Source organism: Acidisoma sibiricum, from assembly GCF_057837225.1.
The window spans coordinates 484924-500598 of record NZ_JBYQFD010000002.1 but is presented as its reverse complement, the minus strand read 5'-3'; the positions used below and the strand labels follow the sequence as shown (position 1 = coordinate 500598).

Below are 15675 nucleotides of genomic sequence, written 5' to 3'. Positions count from 1 at the left end.
TCGCTTGAATAGAAGAGATAAGATAACGGACGTCAGACCAGGAGTAGCTATGATCGGCCGCGAACGTACGATCGTGCAACGGGTGCGCGATGCCGTGCTGCAGATGATCCGAACTGAAAAGCTTGGCATGGGTGAAAAATTGCCGAGTGAAGAAAGGCTGACAGAGCAGTTCGGGGTGTCACGACCCGCATTGCGGGAGGCCCTGCGTGGCCTGGAGCAGGACGGCATCCTCCGTACGGAGCATGGGCGCGGCCGCTTCGTCATGGCTGGTGCTGCTTTGCAGGTGGAGCGTCCGATCACGACTTTTGAGAGCGTGACGGACATGCTGGAAGGCTACGGTTACAAGACCACGACTCGTCTCCTCGGTGTCAAAGCTCTTGCCGCAACTGACGAGCTTGCGGAGGGGCTGCATTGCGATGTGGGAAGCCCCGTCGTGCAGATCGAGCGGCTGCGCAGCAAGGGAGGGCGGCCAATTCTGTATTCCCTGGACTATGTTCCGGACGAGATCGCCGGCCAGCCAGCGTCACAGATCGACTGGACAGGATCTGTCGTGCAGACGCTCCGCCGTCGCGGCTTCGGACCAATCGCCTCCACCGCGCGGGTCTCAGCCACGACACTGCCCGAAAAAGCCAGCACGGCGTGGAATATTCCCGATTTCGGAGCGGCTCTCCTTGTCACCGAAACATGCTTCACCGTCGATGGCCTACCGATTCTGTTTTCCAAGGATTACCATCACGGCAAGTTCTTTTCCTTCAGCTTTGCGCGTCGCTGAGGACGACAGGACGCGCAAATCGTCTTGACGGGGGCAAAATATTGCGTTGTAAGTTGTCAGACGTCTTTTGACTTCCACGCGGTCGCCTCCTGCTACTGCGGTCGGGCAGACTTTGTCCCTGGCGCCTACGAAAATAGGAGGCGCGGGGCTGACGGAGCACACTATGCTGAACTTCGACGAGGCGCGCTTTGTAAAAATCCAGTCGGGAGCCACTGCGCTGGCCCGGCCGATCGATCGGGCCATAGAGGAGATCTTCACTGATCCGCCGGAGAATCTCTTTTTCCTTGGCACGGGTGGTGTCGCCTACCTCATGCTGCCGGCGTTTCAGCTGATGCAGCGCTGCTCGCGATTTCCTGTTTTTCTTGATTATACGGCTGAGCTTGTCCTTAGCGGCTCGGCGAATCTGACTGCGAAATCTCTCGTCGTCATGCCCTCCCTTTCCGGCACAACGAAAGAAAGCGTGGAGATGCTGTCTGCGCTGAAGACGATCGGGGCTCGTGTCATCACCCTGATCGGCCATGCGGATACGCCACTTGGTAAAGGGGGCGATTATGCATTCGTGAATTTCGCAGAAGATGATACATCCTGCGAATCTTTCTATGTTCAGTCCCTCTTCATCGCACTCTCAATCATGAGAAAGCTTGGCGAAATCCGAAATTACGCCCAGCTCGTGGAAGAGATACAGCGTCTTCCCGAACTGCTGCTGGGCGTGAAAAAGGAATTCGAGCCTGAGGCGGAGACATTTGCCGGTCGGATTGCTGCCAACGACTACCACATCTTTACCGGCGCCGGGAATGTCTGGCCGTCTGCGCTCTATTACAGCACTTGCATTCTCGAGGAGATGCAATGGATCCGGACACGGCCGGTGCATGCTGCCGACTTCTTTCATGGTACGCTCGAACTGGTTGAGAAGGGTGTCAGCGTCATGCTGTTCAAAGGCGAGGACGCCTATCGCCCGCTTGCGGATCGGGTAGAGCGTTTCTGCCCGCAATATACGGACAAGCTCACCATACTCGACACCCGAGACTTTGCCCTGCTCGGGCTTTCGCCTGAAGCGCGGGCATTGGTTTCTCCCATCGTGCTTGCGACCATGCTGGAGCGAGCCAGTGCGCATCTTGAAGTTATACGCAATCATCCGCTGGTAACACGGCGCTATTACAAACGCGTCTCCTACTAGGCTTGCACGCTGCTGTGAATAACTTCGAGTTCGCGACCGTGGGCGATAACTGCATCGATCGCTTTCAGCCTCCGGTCGGTCTCTCAGTCGTCGGCGGAAATGCGGTCAATGTCGCTGTTCAACTCTGCCGGCTAGGCAACCCTTGTGCCTATTTCGGAGCTGTTGCCCCAGATGAGGATGGCAGGCGAACAGTCGCCGCATTGCAGAAACAAGGAGTTCCAATCGGACACGTCCGACATCTTACAGGCGTGACGGCCTATACGAATATTACCGTGGACGCCTTCGGAGACCGGATCATCGGGTTTGAGGAATTCGGTGTCTGTCGGCTTTACCAGCCGACCGAGGCGGAAATGACATTACTCTGCAGCATGCGGCATGTTCATTTTGGCTGGATCAGCGAGTCGGACGCGTTGATCACCCGGCTACGTACTGCTGGCGTGAGCGTGTCGAAGGATACAAGTGTCAACCCAGGTGCCGTGGGCCTGTCAGTTGCGTTCGCTTCCGACCAGGGCGGTGTAGATCGGGCCCTTGCCCTGGCGCAGTCGCTACTGACCGAAGGTGCGGATATAGCCGTCATTACCATGGGCGCAGGAGGAAGCCTTGCGACCGATGGCCGCATCATCGCGCAGACTGGAGTGACCCCTGTCACGGTCGTCGATACAACAGGCGCTGGCGATACCTTCATTGCCGCATTCATGGCCCGCCGACTTAGCGGCGGCTCTTTGCAGCAATGCCTGGAGGCCGGCCGCGACAAGGCCGCCGAGACCTGCACCTATCTGGGTGGCTTTCCTCAGATACCGCTGGCCTTGCCGGAGCTATAACTAACACGACTTCATCGGCAGGCATTGTCACATTAATCTAAAGTGGTAGCGTCTGAGCGAAGAGCGCGGACTGAAAGGCGATCACGCCGCGTTTCGCGCACACGTCTCCTCCTGCCAAACCTTGAACGCCAAGGCGCGCATCATCCGATAGCTGATTGCCACCAGAAGAGGGCGTCACGGTCGAAAATGGCCGTAGATGAAGGAGTGAGCCGACAAGAAGCGCTGTGCCTGCAGCGGTGACTTGAAGCGCTGCATCTGCCGCTCTCGGCGTCGGGTCGGACGATGAGAATTCTCAGCGCGATTATTCAGGTAGCGGCTCTGACGGTGCTAGACATCAGGCAGAAGCTCGCGTTGAGCGACGCTATAGCTCTTCCGTTCATCGGTGATGAGAACGCGCGGCACATGCAGCAGCCCCTTCAAGAGACGCTTGAAGAAGCGTTTCGCTGCCCTGGCGTTACGGCGGGTCTGCACCAGAACGTTAAGCACGATGCCGTCTTGATCGACGGCGCGCCAGAGATAATGCTGTTCACCGTTGATCCGAATGAAGACCTCGTCCACGTACCATTTGTCGCCGGGCCTGGGTCGGCGCCGACGAAGATTGTTCACGAAACTTCCGCGGAACTTCAGACACCACCGCCGGATACTCTCGTAGGAGACAAAGATGCAGCGCTCCCACAGGAGCAGCTCGACATCTCGAAAGCTCAAGCTGAATACGTGCTAGGGCCAGACCGTGTGGCTAATCAGCTCGGCCGGAAAACGATGGCGATAATGTGGTTTTGACGGCTTCTTCAAGCCTGTATCCTTGCCCAGGATTGGTCCACCCTCCAGACCAATTTAATGTGACAATGCCTTTGCGAGGGCCGCCGGATGACATAGGAAGCGGCATCACCATCAGAGGCAGCTACCGTGACGTCCCGCCCATCGGCCGATATCCACAGGCTTCGTCAGATCATCGCCGGCCTGTCGGAAGGCGTCATACTGGTGCATCCCGATCAAAGACTGCTCTGGGCCAATGATGCGGCACTGCGCATGCACGGTATGGAGACGGTGGCCGAGCTCGGCGAGAACGTCGATGAGTATCGCAGCCGCTTCCAGCTGCGCTATCGCAATAACCACCGGCTGGAAAAGGGCGACTATCCGATGGATCGCGTCATCGGCGGCGAGGTCTTCAACGAAGTGGTGGTGGAGGTGATCCCGGAGGGCGAAGAGGAGCCGCGCTGGGTGCATCAGATCCGCAGCCTTATCCTGTCCGACCCAGACGGCCAGCCCGATCTTCTGGCGCTGATTATGGCCGATGCCTCGGCCCGGTTTGAAGCCGAGGAGCGGTTTGAACAGACTTTCAACGTCAATCCGGCGCCCGCCGTCATTCTGCGTCTCTCAGACCATCGCTACGTCAAGGTCAATCAGGGCTTTCTCGATCTCACCGGCTTTACCCGCGATGAGGTGCTGGGCCGCAGCCTGTACGACATCGATATCCTGCAGGACGCTGCCAATCTCGAAACCGCGAAGGAAAGGCTGCGCGAGGGCCGCACCATTCTGCAGATGCAGGCCGATATCAGCCTGCCCGATGGCGGCCGTAAGCTGGTGATCGTGGCCGGCCAGCCGATCGATCTGAAGGAGGAGCCCTGCATGCTCTTCTCCTTTGCCGATCTGGAGCCGCGGCGACAGGCCGAGAATGAGCTGCGCCATAGCGAGGAACGCTTCGTCACCACCTTCCGCCTCGCCCCCGTGGGCATGGCCATTACCACGCGCGACGGCTATCGCCTGTGCGATACCAATGATGCCTTTCATCAGCTGACCGGCTGGTCGTCCGACGAGGCCATGGGAAAATCCATGGCGGAGCTGAAGCTTTGGGAAAACGGCGCTTTCGCGAAGGAGGCCGAAGCCTTGCTCGACGGGCGCAGTGGCTTTCGCGGCAAGGATGGGCGGGTGCGCGCCAAGGATGGCGGCTTCGTCGATTGCCTGATTTCGGCGGAGGTCATCACGCTGCGCCGCGACATCTGCATCCTCTGGGTCATCCAGGATATTCACGAGCGGCGGCATGGCGAACTTGAACTCGTCACCGCGATCGAATCAGTGATGAAGGACACCAACTGGTTCAGCCGCACGGTGGTCGAGAAACTGGCCAATCTGCGCATTCCGCATGGCAATACGGCGCCGCTCGAAGTGAGCGAATTGACGCGGCGCGAGAAGGAAGTGCTCAGCCTGATGTGCGACGGCGCCGATGATTCGACCATTGCCAAGGGCATGGGCGTCTCCCGCAATACGCTGCGCAATCATATCGCGCGGATCTACGCCAAAATCGGCGTCAACCGGCGCGCGCAGGCCATTCTCTGGGCCCGCGAGCGCGGCTTTCCGCTGACGCTGCCGATCCGCTGAGGGCCGTTTTTAGTCCCCCAGCACTATACGATTTAGTATGGACGGCTCATGTGGCGCGGCTCATCCGCGCCTATTTCTGTGTCATCGCGGCACGGCATTTTGTTTCCCCGGCGCCGCGTCCAACCTGAACAGGAGACTGACATGGACGAGAACCGCATCAAGGGTGAAGCCCACAAAATCAAGGGTTCCATCAAGGAAGCCATCGGCAAGATCACCGGTGACCGCAAGGTCGAGGCCGAGGGCAAGGTCGAGAAGGCGGCCGGAGAGGCCCAGGCTGCGGCCGGCAAAGCCGCCGACGGCGTGCGCGACACGGTGAATAAGGCCGCCGACAAGCTGAAGGACGCGACGCGCCGCTGAACCCGCGCTTAGGGTCGCGAATACTGAGCGCCGATAAGTAAAAGTCCTAGACTACCATCCATCCGGGCGGCCAGCGCCGCCCGGATGTCTTTCCCCAAAATTCGATCGGATCAGAAAGGACAGAGGAGGCATCATGCCGACCTATGTAGAGACTGCGCCCGTGGCGCGGCCGGGACTGGCCGTGACCCGCATGAGCTGGGGCGCCATCCTGGCCGGCGTCGCTATCGCCTTCGCCATCCAAATCATGGTCGCCCTGCTGGGCGCCGGCATCGGCCTAAGCCTGGTGAATCCCGGTGACGCGGGCGGGCCGACCGCCGGCGGCGTGGGCATCGGCGCGGTCGCCTGGTGGGCCATCGGTACCATCATCGCCCTCGCCGCCGGGAGCTATGCGTCGGTCCGCGCCGCCGGCCTGTCACGCCCCGTGGATGGTGCGGTTCACGGACTGAGCATCTGGGCGGTGACGCTGCTGCTGACGCTCTATCTGCTGACCTCGGCGGTCGGCGGCATTCTGGGCGGTGCCTTCCGCACTCTCGGCGGCGTCGCCAGTGCGGCAGGTTCCAGCGTCAGCGCCGTGGCGCCGACCATCGCGCAATCGGTGGGCATCGATCAGGACGCGGTGCGGAGCCGCGCGCAGGCTTTGCTGGCGCCGACGCCGGCGGACCCCGCGCAGATGACGCCGGAAGCCGCCAGCAAGGCGGTCGTGGCCGCCATCCCGGATGTGTTGAAGGGTGGCGATGCCGGCAAGGCGGCCGAGAACCGGATCGCCGATATCGTTGCGGCTCAGGCCCATATCAGCCACGACGAGGCCGTCAAGAGGGTCGATCAGACCCGCCAGGATCTGGTCACGACCAAGAATGAGGCTGTGGCGGCGGTGCAGACCGCGACGGCGACCAGCGCCCATATCGCGGCGCGCACCTCCATCCTGGTCTTCGCCGTGATGCTGCTCGGCGCGATCGGCACGGGCCTTGCCGGCGCCGCAGCGGCACGGCGGACCCGCAAGGCCGGCTAGGCGCAGGAAGAGGCGCGAAGGACAGCCGCCATGCCGATCTTTCAAAAGATGAGGACGGTCTTTGGCTTGGGCGGGGAGCAATCCCCGCCGCCTTCCCCCTCTGGTATGGCGGAGTTGCCACTGTCAGCTGACGATCCCGCGCAGGATATCGTGCTTCCTGATATCGGAGACTGGACCGACCTCGCACGCAGCTTCGGCCGCGACGGCTCCCGGCAAGGTCCTGGCTGCCTCAGCGGCCGCTAGACGCGGGCTCACGCCGCTGCCAGAAGTGGGCGAGTGGGCAGGCGGCGTCGCGGCGGCTATGGTCGAGGGATGTCTGACCTCATTCCCCCTGGCGCGCGCATCTCCCCCTCGGTTGCCCGCAATCGCGACCCGATCGCGCTGGTGCTGCGGCCGCGCTTACCGGCCAGCGGTCTGGTGCTGGAAATTGCCTCCGGCACGGGCGAGCATGCTGTCTGGAATGCGCGGGCGCTGCCGCATCTGCACTGGCAGCCGACCGAGACGGACCCGGACGCGTTTCCCAGCATCTCCGCCTGGCGCGATCACGCGGGCCTGCTCAATCTACGGGCGCCGATGCTGCTCGATGCCTCCCGGCCTGACACGTGGCCGGTGACCCAGGCTGACGTGATCCTCGCCATCAATATGATCCACATCTCTCCCTGGGCGACGACAGAGGGACTGCTTGCGGGCGCCGGCCGCATTCTGCCGGCCGGCGGGCTGCTGGTTTTATACGGCCCCTTCATCGAAGCCGGTGTTGAGACCGCACCCAGCAATCTCGCTTTCGATCACGATCTGAAATCCCGCAATCCGGCCTGGGGGCTGCGCGATCTGCAGGAGGTGACAGCCTTGGCCCGCCGATTCCGGCTTGACCTTGCCGAGCGTGTGGCGATGCCGGCCAACAACCTGACGCTCTTTTTTCGGAAACCCTCCTAGCCGGGCAGGTTTTCCCGAAGAATCGCCTGCACGTGCGTCCGCCGCGCCACTAGCCTGAGCAGCCCAGAGCGTCGATCATCCAATGGCGACCGACCGCCAGTTTGTCGATGGGCGGCGCCTGTCCCCTCCCCTAGACTCCGGGTCTGCCATAACACCGGAGCCCAAGGGTGAAAGCCGCCGTTCTCCAAAGCGGGGCAGACGCTCACCATCGAAGACGTGCAGATCGCCCGTCCCGGCGCGCGGGAAGTGCTGGTGCCTACGGCAGTTTTCAACCACGCTGCAGTGCCCGATGCTGACCGGTCCGGGAGCAGACCCACAATCCTCCTGGTCTCCAGATCGACCAGGATCGTTCCATACCTCTGGCCCTTGCTCCAGGCCCAGTCGTCCAGGCCGAGAACACCCAAAGCATGCCAGGCCGACGCTCCTAAAGTAGCGCGCATCACCTGCCGCAGAACGGTCGTGCCGGATAGTGAGATGCTCAGTCTATACGGAATGCGGTTCCGCTGTCACCTCGATCGTACGTTCGGTGGCCATACAGGCCTCGATCTTGAGCCCATTCTTCGATAGGCGGATCTCGCTCTTTGTCATCAACTTCAGGTCGGACGATTGAGCCGCTCACCAACACCGTGAGCACCAAATTCGAATCAGAGCCTCTTTACGGAATTTCGACACCTGGAATTCCATTGCAAATTTGGGCACCAGCGGCCCCGTGAGGGGTCAATCCGCCTGGTCGTTCCCAGTCAGGGCTTGCGGAATTTCAGCACGAAGTTATCGGCCTCACCGATCGCGGCATAGCGGGCATGGTCGGTCGCGCCGAGGGCGAAGTTCGGCGGCAGGGTCCAGACGCCCTTCGGCCAAACCGTGGTGTCGCGCGGATTAGCATCGATCTCGGATGCGGCCACGAAAACGAAGCCGGCCTGCCGGGCAAGCGCGATGGCATAGTCCTGGCGCACATATCCACTCGCGGCATGCGTATCCTGCGGCAGGTCCGTGCGCGCCCGGTGATCCTCAATCCCCAGCGTGCCGCCCGGTTTGAGGGCGGCGAAGAAGGCCGCGAGCACCTGCGGCGCGTCACCCTTCTCCATCCAATCATGCAGGTTGCGGAAGGTCAGCACGACATCGACCGAAGCCGGCGCCACCATCGGCTGCCGCCCGTCGTCCAGCACCACCGTCTGGGCCTTCGGGAAGCGCGCGCGAAAGGCGGCGGCTGCCGAGCCTGACGCCGGCAAGGCAGCGATATAATGGCCGTGCGGGCTGAGATACGGCAGCAGCAGCTCAGTCCAATAGCCGCCGCTCGGCCATATCTCGACCACGGACTGCCGTGGCGTCACGCCGAAGAAGGTGAGTTCCTGCAAAGGATGCCGGTGGGCGTCGCGCGCCACAAAGGCCGGGCTGCGTGCCGGCGCGGCGATGGCGCGGCGCAGGGACGCCTCATCCACCCCGCCTTGCGCCATCGCGGGCAGTTGGGGAGCCATCCAGAGCGCCGTCGCCGCGATCAGGCGGAGCAGAGGGGTCATGTCGGGTAGCCTTTCACACCGGCCGGGAGAGGTGGCCAGACGCAGCTTGGCATAGTCGAGGCGCGGCCGCGATTTGAGCAGCCGCCGGGCTCAGATATGCGCGGGGTCGTCCCCCGATCCGACGTGACCCGATCAATGGTCAGACGCCATGCTGCCCCATCCGCAGGTGTTGGCTCTTCTCAACCGCCATTTTCCAACCTGAGCCGCGGCCCAGCCGGCTGGCGCAAAGCGTGCTCAGTTGAAACAAAGCCAAGCGCGATCATGGCCAGGATGCTCAGGATAATCGTCGATAGCATGATCCCGGGCAGGAAATGCCAATCGGTATGGAAGACCTGACGGATCGTCACCGCGGCGGCCAGATCGCCCAGGATGGCCGCCGCAATGCCGGCCATTCCACCGGCCACGGCAAACTCGGTGAGCCAGGCGAGACGAATTTGCCCCCGCGTCGCGCCGAGCGTTTTTAGCACGACGGCTTCGGCAATGCGCCGCTCGCGTTCCGCCGCGATGGCACTGACAAGGACGAGACCTCCCGCCAAAAGCGCCACCATTCCCACAAGGCTGACGGCGGTGCCGATCTGCCCAAGCAGGGATTTGAGCGACGCCAGTACCTGGCCCACGTCGATGCCGGTGACACCCGGCAGCGCGTCCGTCACGGCCGCCAGCACATTGCCCTCCTGCCCTGGATCAGCCTTCACGGTGGCGATAAACGTGTGAGGGGCGCCTGCGAAAGGATCAGGCGTGCCGATGAGCAGAAAGTTCAAGCCCAGTGACTGCCAGTGGATATCGCGAAGGTTTGCGATCCTCAGGTCAAACGGCCGCCCCAGCACGCTGACAGTCAGGTTGTCGCCGACACCAACCCCCCAGGCCTGCGCGATCCGCGCATCGAAGGAGACCTGGGGCGGGCCGAGATATCCGTCTGGCCACCATTGTCCGGCGTGCAGATGCGTGCCGGGTGGGGGCTTCGCCGCATAGGTGAAACCGATATCGCTGCGAAGCGGCCAGTCGGTTCCGCCCTTGGGATGAAATTGTGCGACCGGCACGCCTTTTATTGCCAGGATACGGGCACGTAGACTCGGCAACTCCTGCAGGTCATGGGCTGCATGGGTGTTCCGCACGGCTGCTTCGAAAATCGGCAGATTGTTCGGCTGAATATCGATAAAATAAAAACTGGGTGCGGCATGGGGCAATTCGCCCGCGAACTCAGCCAAGAGGTTCGCCCGGATTTCGGCCACCGCGACCAGGACCGTCAGACCGGCCCCGGCCGACATCAGCATGAGCGGTAAAGGGGAGCCCGGGCCCTGTAGCCGGCGAAAGGCAAATCGCACCGCCACATTGCGCGGCACCGGCAGGCGCGGCAAGATCCAGCGGAGTAGTCTGGCAACCCCTCTCAGAATGACAAGCGTGGCCACGGCCCCGACACAAAAGCCCAAAGCCAGGATGGGGCTCGGCACGGACAAGGCGGCAAGTGCCACGAGCAGAAGAATCAGCGCCAGCTCAACGAGCATCTGCACCGGCCGCCATGGCACGCGTGCGGGCAGGGCTGCCGCCCGAAACAGGGCGGCACCAGGAATGGCCGCCGCCCGACGCAACGGCCGCAAAGCAAAAATGACCCCCACGAGCAGACCGAATGCAGCCGCCAAAGCGAGCGGCTCGGGGTAGAGCCCGACATGATGCGGGACGGGCAATGTGTTGCGCAGAACCGGTAAAACCAGCGCCGGTAGCACAGCCCCCACCGTCAGACCGGCCAGGATGCCTGGCACGCCCAGTATGGCGAGTTGAAATCCGTGGATGAGGTTGACCATCCGCGCCGATGCGCCAAGGCAGCGCAGCGTCGCGATGCTCCTGGCCCGCGCCGTGAGCCAAGCCTCCACACCATTGGCGACGCCGATACCGCCGACCAGCAAGGCGGACAGCCCAAGCAGCGTCATGAAGAGTGCGGCCTGATCGACAAAACGGGACAGATCGGGCGCTGCATCGTCTGTCGTGCGGATACGCCAGACGGAATGCGGAAACTGCGCCTTGAGAGCGGCCAGCGTCACCTGAACCGAGGCCTTCGGTGGCAAGGCAACCTGAAGATTGAAATTGACCAGTCCGCCAGGTGCCACGAGCGGTGTGCCGAGCAATGCCGGCAAAGAGACGAACGCCTTCACGCCGAATAGCCGGCTGTCGGTGATACTGTCCGGGGAACCCGCGATCGTGCCGCGAAAGATAAGCTTCACGCCACCCAATGTCACCGCGTCGCCGGGATGAAGCTTCAGCGTCTGCGCGGCGGTCGGGTCCAGTATCAGGCCCGGGCGGCCATCCGCTCCGTGCTTCAGAGCGCTGAATTGGCCGGGCGGCAGGCTGGTGACCGATCCGATCAAGGGCCAGTCTGGACCGACGGCCTTGGCCGCGACCAGAAGCCTGCGGTCGGAGGACGCGACGAGAATCGAGCGTGTCTCCACGGTCTCCGACACAAGCGCGCCGCGTGCGCGCAGCCAGCTGGAAACGGCCGCGGGAAAGGGCGCGAGGCTGGTCGAGAGTGCAAAGTCACCACCTAGAATAGCGCGGCCATTCTCGGCCAGGCCTTGGCCCAAAGCCGCGCGGAGCGAGCCGATACCGGCGATGGAGGCAACGCCCACACCGAGGCATAGCAGCACGATGATGAGGCCACGGGTGCCCCCGCGCAGGTCGCGCAGCGCGATCCGCCAGGCGAGCCGCATCACGCGAGGAGACCATTGGTCATCGTCACGCGCCGGCTACAGCGCGCGGCCAGCGCCGGGTCATGGGTGATCAGCAGAAGGGTGGCCCCTGCCTGCCCGCACAGACCGAAGAGCAGATCCATCACCTGCCTGCCCGTCTCACTATCCAGGTTGCCGGTCGGTTCATCCGCCAGCAGCAAAGCCGGGCCGGGCGCGAAGGCCCGGGCAAGGGCCACGCGCTGCTGCTCACCGCCCGAGAGTTGCGCCGGCCGATGTGTCAGCCGGTGGCCGAGCCCGACGCGACGCAGCGCGTCGGCAGCAACCGCCGCGGCATCCGTCCTGCCTGCGAGTTCCATCGGCACGGCGACATTCTCCACGGCGGTCATGGTGGGAATAAGATGGAAGGACTGAAAGACGATGCCTAAGTGCGCAAGCCGGAACCTCGCCCTCGCATCTTCATCCAGTCGCCCCAAATCGGTATTGGCCACGGTGATCGTGCCGCCGGTCGCCCGCTCCAGCCCTGCCACGAGCATGAGCAGGCTTGTCTTGCCCGAACCGGAAGGACCGAGAATGCCGATCGTCTCCCCTGCCCCGACATCCAGGTCGATGCCCCGCAGAATATCGACCTTGCCAGAAGCTGTGGGGATGCTGAGCCGCAGGGCGCGCAGGCTGATGATCGGCGGCAGCGGGTGCTGGACGCCCGAAAAGGATGAATCGGTCATGCGACCCTCATATAGGGGCGGCATCGCCCGAAGACAGCGAAGATTTTTCGCCATTTTTGTCGTCATTGCCGGAAGCCTGATCACCATGGGCCGATCGGAGGCGGCGCAGGTGCATGTGATGATCCTGGGCGATTCACTGACAGCGGGCTATGGCCTGCCGGTGCAGGATGGGTTTCAGGCGAAACTGGTGGCGGCGCTGAAGGCCAAGGGCGCGGACGTGATGCTGGTCGATGCCGCGGTTTCCGGCGATACGACGGCGGATGCCGCGGCCCGGCTGGATTGGGCGCTTGGCGGGGGCACGGTGGATGCCGCCATGGTGGTGTTGGGCGGCAATGACGCGCTGCGCGCGCTCGATCCAGCCCTGATGAAGCGCAACCTCACCTATATCCTCGACAAACTGCAGGCCAGGCATATTCCGGTGCTGCTGAGCGGCATGCTGGCGCCGTCCAACCTCGGCACAGATTATGGCGACCGTTTCAAGGCCGTGTTCACCGATCTCGGCAAGCGGCCCGGTATTATCTACGATCCGTTTTTTCTGGCGGGCCTGCCAGGCCACCCCGACTACGCGCAGGCAGATGGACTGCATCCCAATGCGGCAGGCGTCGATATCGAGGTCAAACGGCTTCTCCCTCTCGTGCTCAGACTGATCGCTCAGGCGCACAGTGATCAGAGGCAGCCGCAGCAGACCACGCCTTGATATGGCGGGCGGCTACAGCTCAGCTGTGAACTGCAGCCGGGCCAGACGCGCATAAAGCGCGCCTTCCGCCATCAAAGCCTCATGCGTGCCCGTGGCGACGATGCGGCCGGCCTCTACCACCACGATGCGGTCGGCACGCCGAACCGTCGCCAGACGATGCGCAATGACCAGCGTGGTGCGACCCCGCGACAGGGAAGCGAGAGCAGTTTGTACGGCCTGTTCCGATTCCGCGTCCAAGGCGCTCGTTGCTTCATCGAGCAGGAGTACCAGCGGATCCCGCAGAATGGCGCGGGCGATGGCAATACGTTGCCTCTGCCCGCCAGAAAGGCGGACGCCTTTTTCGCCGAGAAAGGTATCATAGCCCTGCGGCAGATCGTCCAGAAAATCCGCGTGCGCCGCATGGCCCGCGGCGCAGACTTCGTCATCCGTCGCGTCGGGACGCCCATAGCGGATATTTTCCCAGGCCGTGGTGCTGAAGATCACCGGGTCCTGCGGCACAAGCCCTAGGCGGGCGCGCAGTTCGGAGGGCTCGACCTGGGCGATGTCTACGCCATCAAGCCGGATGACGCCGCTATCGGGGTCATAGAAGCGCAGCAGAAGCTGGAACACCGTGGTTTTGCCGGCGCCGGACGGACCGACGAGCGCCACCGTCTCGCCCGGCTCCACGATCAGAGAAAACGCAGACAGCGCCGGTCGTTCGGGGCGTGCGGGATAGGTGAAACGTACGTCCGCGAAGGACACGCGCCCTTGGGACCGCACCGGCAGTAAGACTGGCTGTGCCGGGGCCACAATGGACGGCCGCTCCTCCAGCAGCTCGCTCAGCCGCTCTGCCGCACCCCCCGCGCGCTGCAGCTCGCCCCACAATTCGCTCATCTGCATGCCGGACGTGGCCACCAGGACCGCGTAGAAGACGAAAGCGGAGAGATCCCCGCCGCTCATGCGCCCCGCAATGACGTCGCGACCGCCGACCCACAGGCTGAAGACGATTGCACCGAAACCGAGCAGGATCACCACCAGAATCAGCGTCGCGCGCGTGCGGATGCGGAGGACCGCCGCATCTACCGAACGTTCCACCTTGGCCGAAAATCGGGCCCTATCGGCCTCTTCATGGGTGAAGGCCTGGACGGTGCGAAGGGCATTGATGGTTTCTTCCGCATAGGCGCCCAGATCGGCAATACGGTCTTGCGACGCGCGTGACAGTCGCTTCTCCCGGCGACCGAACAGGACCAGCGGCACCACCACGAAAGGCACGACGAGGATCACGATGCCGGCCAATTTCGGGCTGGTCACCAGCAGCATGGCGAAGGCACCAACCAGCAAAAGCCCATTGCGGATCCACTGCGAAATCGCCGAGCCTATCAAGGCCTGGAGCACGGAAATATCGGCCGTCAGCCTGGTCAGGATGTCACCGGTGCGCGCCGTCTCGAAAAACGTCGGAGACAGTGTCAGCACCCGGTTGAACATATCCCGCCGCAGGTCGGCTGCCACCCGCTCGCCGAGCCAGGACACCAGGGAGAAGCGAATAAAAGTGGCGCAAGCCAGGGCGGCCACAACCAGGAACATCGCGAGGGCTGCACCGTCCAGATGGGCCATGCTGCCATGGGTGAAACCCCGATCGATCAACCGGCGAAGGCCCTGTCCGAGGGTCAATACCAGTCCGGCCGCCACCAGCAGCGCGCCAGACGCTCCCAGGACGCGCCCAAGATAGGGGCGCAGATAGGGCAGAAGAAGCGTCAGGGAACTGATCCGTGCGGCCTTTAGCCACGGCATGGGAGGCAATCTGCTTTTTCCTGATTGGAGGCGGTGAATGGAGAGGGCATCAGTCTAGCACAGATCATCCAAGCCCTGCCGCACGCGAGACCGGGAGATAAGGCACCATGCCCAAGGTCCGGCTAAAGAATTCTACATGGAGGCTCCAGAGTTTCGAGATGCCCCAGCCGCTAGCCATGTCATGAACATGGAGCAATGTTTTTGAAACGCCTTGAGCTGATCATCGAAGCCATCCTGTTTGGCGGGCGATGGCTGATGGTTCCCATTTACCTCGGGCTAGTGATCGTCCTCGGCGCTATCTCGGTCAAATTTATCGAGGAACTGGTGATGGAATTTCCTCGCATTCTCCATATGGAGGAACGCGATTGGGTGATCTTCGTCTTGAGCCTCGTCGATTTGGCGCTTCTGGCCAATCTGGTGGTCATGATCATCTTCGTGGGCTACGAAAACTTCGTATCCAAACTCCATACAGGCGATAATGAGGATCGACCGACCTGGATGGCTCATGTCGATTTCAGCGGCCTGAAGATCAAATTGATCGGATCGATTGTCGCCATTTCGGCGATTCATCTTCTTCAGACATTCATGAGTATCAGTAACTATTCCAAACAGGATGTCGCATGGCAGCTCGCGATTCATCTTGGCTTTGTCGTCTCCGGTGTCCTGCTGGCTGCTATGGACCGACTGGAAGCGAGCAGTAAATCGAAACCATAGCACTGCGACTTCCCCGGGCCATGTCGGACGCGATTGCTGCCAAGCCGCGCGCCCGTCGCGTGGCTTGGCAGACGCCGTTCGGAACGATCAGTGTCTGCGGGTGTCGGTTTTCCTTATAGGGGTCTC

Annotated in this window: 13 protein-coding genes and 1 pseudogene; 9 read left to right on the top strand and 5 right to left on the bottom strand. The window is 62.5% G+C overall.

The features are described 5' to 3' along the window. Positions 1-49: 49 nt before the first annotated feature. The 3 genes from AC3G7M_RS20675 (at position 50) to AC3G7M_RS20665 (ending at position 2770) form a co-directional block, all read left to right on the top strand. Complete coding sequence (locus tag AC3G7M_RS20675) at positions 50-772, top strand: GntR family transcriptional regulator (RefSeq protein WP_489216540.1); 723 nt, start codon at positions 50-52, stop codon at positions 770-772. 163 nt (positions 773-935) lie between these two features. Beyond that, complete coding sequence (locus AC3G7M_RS20670; protein ID WP_489216538.1) at positions 936-1949, top strand: SIS domain-containing protein; 1014 nt, start codon at positions 936-938, stop codon at positions 1947-1949. A 14-nt stretch (positions 1950-1963) separates the two neighbouring features. Beyond that, positions 1964-2770, top strand: a complete 807-nt coding sequence (locus AC3G7M_RS20665; RefSeq protein WP_489216536.1) for a PfkB family carbohydrate kinase — start codon at positions 1964-1966, stop codon at positions 2768-2770. Positions 2771-2851: 81 nt separating this feature from the next. On the opposite strand, the pseudogene AC3G7M_RS20660 reads toward AC3G7M_RS20665, so the two are convergent. Continuing rightward, positions 2852-3562, bottom strand: a pseudogene (locus AC3G7M_RS20660) (IS6 family transposase). A 114-nt stretch (positions 3563-3676) separates the two neighbouring features. Between AC3G7M_RS20660 and AC3G7M_RS20655 the strand changes: the two are divergent. The 4 genes from AC3G7M_RS20655 (at position 3677) to AC3G7M_RS20640 (ending at position 7448) form a co-directional block, all read left to right on the top strand. After that, positions 3677-5149 (top strand): PAS domain S-box protein, encoded by a 1473-nt coding sequence (locus AC3G7M_RS20655; protein WP_489216534.1) that lies wholly within the window; start codon positions 3677-3679, stop codon positions 5147-5149. A 141-nt stretch (positions 5150-5290) separates the two neighbouring features. After that, on the top strand, positions 5291-5506 hold the full coding sequence (locus AC3G7M_RS20650; protein ID WP_489216532.1) for a CsbD family protein: 216 nt from the start codon (positions 5291-5293) through the stop codon (positions 5504-5506). A 133-nt stretch (positions 5507-5639) separates the two neighbouring features. After that, complete coding sequence (locus AC3G7M_RS20645; protein ID WP_489216530.1) at positions 5640-6515, top strand: hypothetical protein; 876 nt, start codon at positions 5640-5642, stop codon at positions 6513-6515. A 312-nt stretch (positions 6516-6827) separates the two neighbouring features. Then, positions 6828-7448 carry a DUF938 domain-containing protein gene (locus tag AC3G7M_RS20640; RefSeq protein ID WP_489216528.1) on the top strand — a complete coding sequence of 207 codons (621 nt, stop codon included), beginning with the start codon at positions 6828-6830 and terminating at the stop codon, positions 7446-7448. 740 nt (positions 7449-8188) lie between these two features. Here AC3G7M_RS20640 and AC3G7M_RS20635 read toward each other — a convergent pair. The 3 genes from AC3G7M_RS20635 to AC3G7M_RS20625 all read right to left on the bottom strand — a co-directional run bounded on the left by AC3G7M_RS20635 (position 8189) and on the right by AC3G7M_RS20625 (position 12368). Next, positions 8189-8902, bottom strand: coding sequence for a class I SAM-dependent methyltransferase (locus tag AC3G7M_RS20635; protein WP_489217138.1), 714 nt, complete (start codon positions 8900-8902; stop codon positions 8189-8191). Between the two features lie 242 nt (positions 8903-9144). Next, positions 9145-11667: an ABC transporter permease gene (locus tag AC3G7M_RS20630; RefSeq protein ID WP_489217136.1), complete on the bottom strand. Its 2523-nt coding sequence runs from the start codon at positions 11665-11667 to the stop codon at positions 9145-9147. After that, a complete protein-coding gene (locus tag AC3G7M_RS20625; RefSeq protein WP_489216526.1) occupies positions 11667-12368 on the bottom strand; it encodes an ABC transporter ATP-binding protein in 702 nt (233 codons plus the stop codon). The genes AC3G7M_RS20630 and AC3G7M_RS20625 overlap by 1 nt, the downstream gene beginning before the upstream one ends. Before the next feature lie 85 nt (positions 12369-12453). Here AC3G7M_RS20625 and AC3G7M_RS20620 point away from each other — a divergent pair, with 85 nt between their 5' ends. Next, the gene (locus AC3G7M_RS20620; protein ID WP_489216524.1) at positions 12454-13065 is read left to right on the top strand and encodes an arylesterase; all 612 of its coding nucleotides are present in this window, start codon (positions 12454-12456) and stop codon (positions 13063-13065) included. 12 nt (positions 13066-13077) lie between these two features. On the opposite strand, the gene AC3G7M_RS20615 is transcribed toward AC3G7M_RS20620, so the two are convergent. Continuing rightward, positions 13078-14835 (bottom strand): ABC transporter transmembrane domain-containing protein, encoded by a 1758-nt coding sequence (locus tag AC3G7M_RS20615; protein ID WP_489216522.1) that lies wholly within the window; start codon positions 14833-14835, stop codon positions 13078-13080. A gap of 201 nt (positions 14836-15036) precedes the next feature. On the opposite strand from AC3G7M_RS20615, the gene AC3G7M_RS20610 reads away from it, so the two are divergent. Beyond that, on the top strand, positions 15037-15549 hold the full coding sequence (locus AC3G7M_RS20610) for a TIGR00645 family protein (protein ID WP_489216520.1): 513 nt from the start codon (positions 15037-15039) through the stop codon (positions 15547-15549). The last annotated feature ends 126 nt before the right edge of the window (positions 15550-15675 follow it).

Coding starts and splice junctions, on each gene's coding strand:
- AC3G7M_RS20670 (WP_489216538.1), top strand. CDS start 936: ATGCTGAACTTCGACGAGGCGCGCTTTGTAAAAATCCAGTCGGGAGCC.
- AC3G7M_RS20635 (WP_489217138.1), bottom strand. CDS start 8,902: ATGGCGCAAGGCGGGGTGGATGAGGCGTCCCTGCGCCGCGCCATCGCC.
- AC3G7M_RS20615 (WP_489216522.1), bottom strand. CDS start 14,835: ATGCCGTGGCTAAAGGCCGCACGGATCAGTTCCCTGACGCTTCTTCTG.
- AC3G7M_RS20675 (WP_489216540.1), top strand. CDS start 50: ATGATCGGCCGCGAACGTACGATCGTGCAACGGGTGCGCGATGCCGTG.
- AC3G7M_RS20650 (WP_489216532.1), top strand. CDS start 5,291: ATGGACGAGAACCGCATCAAGGGTGAAGCCCACAAAATCAAGGGTTCC.
- AC3G7M_RS20630 (WP_489217136.1), bottom strand. CDS start 11,667: ATGCGGCTCGCCTGGCGGATCGCGCTGCGCGACCTGCGCGGGGGCACC.
- AC3G7M_RS20645 (WP_489216530.1), top strand. CDS start 5,640: ATGCCGACCTATGTAGAGACTGCGCCCGTGGCGCGGCCGGGACTGGCC.
- AC3G7M_RS20620 (WP_489216524.1), top strand. CDS start 12,454: ATGGGCCGATCGGAGGCGGCGCAGGTGCATGTGATGATCCTGGGCGAT.
- AC3G7M_RS20640 (WP_489216528.1), top strand. CDS start 6,828: ATGTCTGACCTCATTCCCCCTGGCGCGCGCATCTCCCCCTCGGTTGCC.
- AC3G7M_RS20625 (WP_489216526.1), bottom strand. CDS start 12,368: ATGACCGATTCATCCTTTTCGGGCGTCCAGCACCCGCTGCCGCCGATC.